General features: G+C 61.3%; 8 protein-coding genes and 1 pseudogene. 4 read left to right on the top strand and 5 right to left on the bottom strand.

Going from position 1 to position 6,100, the window contains the following annotated elements:
• Together IH615_RS22235 and IH615_RS10670 are read right to left on the bottom strand one after the other, a co-directional pair.
• Positions 1 to 76: transposase (locus IH615_RS22235; protein ID WP_366484651.1), on the bottom strand; the 76-nt coding region annotated here is incomplete at its 3' end.
• A 42-nt stretch (positions 77 to 118) separates the two neighbouring features.
• Positions 119 to 484, bottom strand: a complete 366-nt coding sequence (locus IH615_RS10670; protein ID WP_291361852.1) for a hypothetical protein — start codon at positions 482 to 484, stop codon at positions 119 to 121.
• Positions 485 to 862: 378 nt separating this feature from the next.
• Here IH615_RS10670 and IH615_RS10675 point away from each other — a divergent pair, with 378 nt between their 5' ends.
• A complete protein-coding gene (locus IH615_RS10675) occupies positions 863 to 1,234 on the top strand; it encodes a hypothetical protein (RefSeq protein ID WP_291361853.1) in 372 nt (123 codons plus the stop codon).
• A 187-nt stretch (positions 1,235 to 1,421) separates the two neighbouring features.
• On the opposite strand, the gene IH615_RS10680 is transcribed toward IH615_RS10675, so the two are convergent.
• The 3 genes from IH615_RS10680 to IH615_RS10690 form a co-directional block, all read right to left on the bottom strand.
• The gene (locus tag IH615_RS10680; RefSeq protein ID WP_291361854.1) at positions 1,422 to 1,943 is read right to left on the bottom strand and encodes an SRPBCC family protein; all 522 of its coding nucleotides are present in this window, start codon (positions 1,941 to 1,943) and stop codon (positions 1,422 to 1,424) included.
• Entirely contained in the window at positions 1,921 to 2,286 is a 366-nt protein-coding gene (locus IH615_RS10685) for a helix-turn-helix domain-containing protein (protein WP_291361857.1), read from the bottom strand. The genes IH615_RS10680 and IH615_RS10685 overlap by 23 nt, the downstream gene beginning before the upstream one ends.
• A gap of 118 nt (positions 2,287 to 2,404) precedes the next feature.
• On the bottom strand, positions 2,405 to 3,022 hold the full coding sequence (locus tag IH615_RS10690; protein ID WP_291361855.1) for a glutathione S-transferase family protein: 618 nt from the start codon (positions 3,020 to 3,022) through the stop codon (positions 2,405 to 2,407).
• Between the two features lie 158 nt (positions 3,023 to 3,180).
• Here IH615_RS10690 and fliF point away from each other — a divergent pair, with 158 nt between their 5' ends.
• From fliF to IH615_RS10705, 3 genes and pseudogenes are all read left to right on the top strand, one after another.
• A complete protein-coding gene (gene fliF / locus IH615_RS10695) occupies positions 3,181 to 4,806 on the top strand; it encodes a flagellar basal-body MS-ring/collar protein FliF (protein ID WP_366484995.1) in 1,626 nt (541 codons plus the stop codon).
• Between the two features lie 5 nt (positions 4,807 to 4,811).
• On the top strand, positions 4,812 to 5,897 hold the full coding sequence (gene fliG, locus IH615_RS10700) for a flagellar motor switch protein FliG (RefSeq protein ID WP_291361856.1): 1,086 nt from the start codon (positions 4,812 to 4,814) through the stop codon (positions 5,895 to 5,897).
• Between the two features lie 3 nt (positions 5,898 to 5,900).
• A pseudogene (locus tag IH615_RS10705) lies at positions 5,901 to 6,100 on the top strand (hypothetical protein); the annotation flags it as partial.

A 6,100-nucleotide genomic window follows, 5' to 3' on the forward strand; every position in this document is an offset into this window, starting at 1 on the left:
CGGCAACCGGGACCCCGGCCTCCTGCTCCTTCAAGATCGCAATGATCTGCTCTTCGGTGAACCTGCTTCGCTTCATCTCTGGTCCTTCTGATGGGGCCAGAGCCTACTTCAAACTGGATTAGGCGCAGGGGGCAACGTCACCGTCGAGGTAATTGGTTCGCTCCAGTCGCACAGTGGGGCGGCGAAGCAGCATTTCAAACATGATGTTATCCCTGAAGTAATCAAGGTTCATGTCGAGCACTGCCTCGATATCAAATGTCACGAGCAAGCCATCCTGGCTGAGGTTCCCCACTCCTAGCCACAACTGAATTGAGCTAGGTCCACGGATCGACAAGTGCATCTCGCGCACCATAGCGTCATGAAATTCGGGGACATACCCCAACTGACTGATCAGCGAGGGCCCGCCAGGTATACCGGCGAGTAACTGACTATGGACGACGGCCTCGTCTTCGATGTCCGGTTTTGTTTCAGGTTCTTCGCCCAACGCTAACCCCGAGGTGGCTCAAAATTCCTCCAGTGATGACATCGAGTGCGCGACCCATCAACGTTTCATTAAAGGTCAATAACTCGGTACGCCCGACCGGTAGCAATGGGGTAGGTGGCAGCTCGGCACCTTCGGGCGGGAACCGGAAAGACTGCTTTTGGGCAGTATAACGTCACGTGCCGCATACGCGCTCAAGCGCTCGTCGTTCGCGACTGCCCAACACCACCGAAGGTTGGCAGGTCGGCTTTCTTGATCAACGCGGCATAACCCTCTAGATCGTCAAAGAAAGTAACTGGAATGTTCGAGCGCGTGCCCATCAGCTGTTGCACCCCTGCGGGACAAATATTTCGTTAATTCACTGGCGGTGGTGGCGGATTAATGATCGGTTTGGGAGGATTTATGGTGATGCAGATGGCAGCCGCACCGCTAATTTTAGCTTCATTATTGGATGCCAACGTACCCACCATAGAGGGCGATACGATTTTTTATTGCGGATCGGTTTATAGTATTTTGAGTCAAGTCTCGGAGACGTCCGGAGATATAACTGCGTCCCAGCAATATTCTAAGAAATATCAAACGCTCGCGCGCGAAGCTGAGAAATTGTTTGAGCAAAACGATAATGGAAAGCTATCAGCATTTAATAGGATGCAGGAGTATGCAGATTTGGTTGCGGAGGTCGCTGCAGAGAACGCTCCTATGTTCTTCGCCATTGTTGAAATTTGTGACAGCTTTACAGAGCAGGAAGACTAGGAAGGTCGCCACAGGCGATACAAGATACTTGGCTGAACCTGCGTCGTTTTCGCTACTACGGCAGCTTTCGCGTTGCGGCGCTCCAGATATGTACGACTGAAATGGGGTCGCAAGCTGCCTATTCCTTTTGTATGCAAAGCAGGCCTTCTGCCATGAAAAAGCAGCGCCAATCCCACTCTCCGCCCCCTCACCCCGCGGCCTCGCTGCGGAGTGCCGACAAGAGCATGTCCAGCGCCTCGAACTGTTCGGGATAGGCGCCCTGGCTGCCCGATTCGATGGCCGCATCGAGAGCATCCCTGGACGGATAGCGGTCGGTCAGCACCAGATGTGTCTTGCCGTCTCGTTCGGTGAACGTGACCGTGGTCACTGACCCCTCCTCGCCCTCTTCGTTCGTCCAGACGATGCGGGTGGGCGGCGTCACCTCGATATACCTGCCGAAAAAGGCCATGGGCTGGTCCGATGCGGGGTGGCCGAAGACGAATCGATAGCTGCCCCCGGTGCGGACGTCTGCCTCGCAGGAGAGGAAGGTGATGCCTAAGGATTTGGGCGCCCACCAGCGCATTAGCAGGTCCGGCTTGGTCCAGGCCTCGAAAACCAGCTGCGCCGGGCCGTCGAAGGTCCGGGTGATGACAAGCTCGCGCTCGGACTGCCGGGTCACATCGGTGCGGTTTTGTCCAGGGATGGAGTTAGTCACCTTCATTTCGTCCATCGCTTTTCTCCCTCTGTTTCAGGTCCTCGATGACGCTGTCCAGCGCGTCGAAGCGTGCGGCCCAGAGCTGGCGGTAGCGCTCGATCCAGGCCAACTCTTCTTCCAGCCGGCTGACGCCAAGCCGGCAGGTGCGCACGCGCCCGACCTTTTCGGTGGTGACCAGCCCCGCCCGCACGAGAACGTCGACATGCTTCTTCATGCCCGTCAGGGTCATGTCGAAGCTCTCGGCAAGGTCGGTGATCGACGCATCCGAACGGGCAAGCCGCTCCAGCACCCCGCGCCGGGTGACATCCGACAGCGCGGCGAACGACGTATCAAAACGGGCCTGATGAAACTGAACCATGTAGTTCAGTATAGCGGATGAGGCGTAGTGCGCAAGGGGGGCAGCGATCACGCCGCCCTCCGCAATCCCCCCTATCTGCATTTGCGCTGGCGAATACCCGCCTTGGGCGTATCCTGGCCTACGGCGTCTCCGGCCCCATCCACCGTGCGCCCGCCTCGCGGCTCAGCAGCCGCTCGTAATAGTCCGCCACAGCAGGCAATTCCTTCTTGTCCATCGGGATGCTCATCCAGCGATGCACCGAAAGGCCCAGCGCGATATCGGCGATGGAAAAGCCTGCGCCGATATAGCCGGTATTGCTGCCCCTGAGCGCGCCTTCGAGGATATCCATCTTGGCGGTCCACTTTGCCATCGACTCCGCGATCTTGGCCGGATCGTCGTAGCCAGGCGTCTTGCGGATCAGCGCGTTCACCGCATAGCCCCAGGGTGGATTGAGCTCCGATGCCTGCCAACCCAGCCATTGCAGCGCCAGCGCGCGCAATTCGAGTTGCTCGGGCAGCAGCGCGCCTTCTCGCTCCGCCAGGTAGATCAGGATGGCATTGCTTTCCCACAGCACGAAGCCGTTCTCGATCAGCACCGGCACCTGGCCATTGGGATTGAGAGCAAGGAATTCGGGCACCTTGGGGTCGCGCAGCGGCAGGCCCCAATCCTCGCGCTCATAGGCGAGGCCCAGCTCGTCCATCGCCCACAGTACCTTGCGCACATTGATCGAGGTCACCCGCCCCAGCACTTTGAGCATCGCTTCATCCTTCCTTTACCCAGCCCGGCATTTTCTGCCGGAATTCGCAAACTGCTACCAGTAGTTAAGACAATCTTTACCATCAGCTAGGTAATTTTTGCCCAGCGGCCTCCACGTGCGTTGCGTTGGCATGGTCTTCCCTTCAATCGAGTGCCGGCGTGGACAATTTTACCCAGCTGATCAACCGCATAGGCCTGCCGCGGCTGGCCGCCATGGTGGTCGTGGCCGTGCTCCTGCTCGGCTTTTTCGGCTTCCTGATCATGCGGGCGCAGACGCCGAATCTGTCCCCGCTCTATACCGGCCTCAGCCTTGAAGACTCCTCGGCGATTGTGACCGAACTGCAGACGCTCAACATCCCGTTCGAGCTGCGCGGCGAAGGCGACACCATCCTGATCCCCCGCGACCAGATCACCACCACCCGCATGACGCTGGCCGGCTCCGGCCTGCCGCAACGCGGCCAGGTCGGCTACGAGATCTTCGACGCGCAGTCGACGCTGGGCGCCACCAGCTTCGTGCAGAATATCAACAATGTCCGCGCCCTCGAAGGTGAGCTTGCCCGCACCATCGGCTCGCTGACCCGCATCAAGTCGGCCCGCGTGCACCTGGTGCTGCCCGAGCGCGAACTGTTCCGCCGCGAGCGCACCGACCCCTCCGCCTCCATCGTGCTCTCGGTGCGCGGCGAACTCGCCACCGGGGAAATCCGCGCTATCCAGCACCTGGTGGCTTCGGCCATCGAGGGCCTGACCCCGACCCGCGTCTCCATCGTCGACGACCAGGGCAACCTGCTGGCCTCGGGCGCCGGCGACGATGAGCAGGGCGCCATTGCCGGTGAAGCCGCCGAGCGTACCCTCGGCTTCGAAAACCGCCTGCGCACTCGCGTCGAGGACATGCTGGCCAATGTCGTCGGCGCCGGCCGCGCCCGTGTCGAAGTCAGCGCCGAGGTCGATTACAACCGCTCGACCACCACCCAGGAAACCTTCGATCCGGAAAGCCAGGTCGTCCGCTCCAGCCAGGTCCGCGAAACGGAGAACCTGACCGCCGGCGCCAATGGCCAGGTCACCGTGGCCAACGAACTGCCGGGCGCCAGCCAGAATACCGGCGGCGCCGGCGCGTCCGAGCAGGGCACTTCCACCGAGGAAGTCACCAATTACGAAATTTCCAAGACCACCCAGACCGCCGTCACCGAAGCCGGCGCCATCAAGCGTCTTTCGGTCGCCGTGGTGGTTGATGGCGTCTATTCTGCCGACCAGAATGGCGATCCCGTCTACGCCCCGCGCAGCGCCGACGAGATCGCCCAGATCCTGACCCTGGTCCGCTCGGCGGTCGGCTATTCGCAGGCGCGCGGCGACAGCGTCGAAGTGGTCAACATGCAGTTTGCCGAGCGGCCGGAACTGGCCGTGCCGGGCACCGACGCAACGGGCGGCCTGCTCGACTTCACCCGCGACGACCTGATGAACGGCGCTGAAATGGCCGTGACCCTGCTCATTGCACTGGCTCTGGTCTTCTTCGTCATGCGCCCGCTGCTCAAGAAGGTCATGACCCCCGAAACCCAGCCGCTGGCTTTGCCCTCAGCCGCCGAACTGGGCCATCATGGCGTGCTCAGCGCCGATGGCCACGTCATCGCCGACCAGGAACCCAAGGACAAGACCCCCGCCTGGGTCACCAACGCCAAGTCGATGGGCGAGACCCAGCTCCAGACCCTCAAGACTGTCGGCACCCTCGTCGAAGAAAACCCCAAGCAGGCCGCGCTGATCGTGCGCGACTGGCTGGGTAGTGCAGCGTAACCGCCATGGCCACTCCCCCCACCGATAAGCCGGATCTCCCCACATCAGTCGCCGTCGGCAAGCAGCTTGTCGTCGGCAATGACGCCACCAACCAGCGCGTGCTCAAGGGCGACGAAAAGGCCGCCGCTTTGCTGCTCGCCCTGGGCCCCGACTATGGCAAGCCCATCTTCGACGAGCTCGATGAACTCGAGGTCAAGCAGCTCAGCCGCGCCATGGTGCGCCTGGGACCGATCACCCAGGAAATGCTCGACGACCTGATGATCGAATTCGTCACCACCGTTTCCTCCAATGGATCGCTGTCAGGCAATACCGACTCCACCGAGCGGCTGCTGCTGAGCTTCCTGTCCGCCGACAAGGTGGATGCCATCATGGAAGAAATCCGCGGGCCGGCCGGCCGCAACATGTGGGAAAAGCTCTCCAACGTGCAGGCTGACGTGCTCGCCGCCTATCTCAAGAACGAATATCCCCAGACCATCGCCGTGGTGCTCTCCAAGATCGCCACCGACCACGCCTCCCGGGTTCTCGCCGTCCTGCCCGAGGAACTGGCAATGGACGTGGTGCAGCGCATGCTGGGCCTCGACCCGGTGCAGAAGGAAATCCTCGAAAAGATCGAGACCACCCTGCGCACCGAATTCATGTCCACGCTCAACCATTCCAAGCGCCGCGACAGCCACGAGCAGATGGCCGAAATCTTCAACAGCTTCGATCGCCAGACCGAAGCCCGCTTCATCACCACGCTTGAAGAACACAGCCGCGACGATGCCGAGCGCATCAAGTCGCTCATGTTCACCTTCGAGGACCTGGCCAAGCTCGAATCCTCGGCCATCCAGACCCTGCTCACCAAGATGGACAAGAAGGAACTGGCCATGGCGCTCAAGGGCGCCAACGAAAGCGTCAAGGAAACCTTCTTCAAGAACATGTCGGGCCGCACGGCCAAGCTGCTCAAGGACGATATGGAAGTCATGGGCCCCGTGCGCCTCAAGGACGTCGACGAAGCACAGGGCCGCATGGTCTCCACGGCCAAGGATCTCGCCGCCAAGGGCGAAATCCTGATCATGAAGTCCAAGGCCGACGATCAGATGGTGGCGTAACCCATGGCACCCTCCCCCGCCCGCTTCACCTTCGATCTGGATCTCGGCAAGCGCACCACGGCCGCTGCGCCGCCCGAGCCCACCATGCCCGAACGCCTGGTCGCCCAGTTGCTGGCCCAGGCGCGTGAGGAAGCCTATGCCGAGGGCGTCGCCGCCGGCGAACGCAATGCCACTGCAGTCGCTGCCCAGACCCTGGCCGCCGC

The sequence above is a fragment of the Devosia sp. genome (assembly GCF_014860165.1).
In the GTDB taxonomy this organism is placed as follows: domain Bacteria; phylum Pseudomonadota; class Alphaproteobacteria; order Rhizobiales; family Devosiaceae; genus Devosia.

Coding starts and splice junctions, on each gene's coding strand:
- fliG (WP_291361856.1), top strand. CDS start 4,812: ATGGCCACTCCCCCCACCGATAAGCCGGATCTCCCCACATCAGTCGCC.
- IH615_RS10675 (WP_291361853.1), top strand. CDS start 863: ATGATCGGTTTGGGAGGATTTATGGTGATGCAGATGGCAGCCGCACCG.
- IH615_RS10685 (WP_291361857.1), bottom strand. CDS start 2,286: ATGGTTCAGTTTCATCAGGCCCGTTTTGATACGTCGTTCGCCGCGCTG.
- IH615_RS10690 (WP_291361855.1), bottom strand. CDS start 3,022: ATGCTCAAAGTGCTGGGGCGGGTGACCTCGATCAATGTGCGCAAGGTA.
- IH615_RS10680 (WP_291361854.1), bottom strand. CDS start 1,943: ATGGACGAAATGAAGGTGACTAACTCCATCCCTGGACAAAACCGCACC.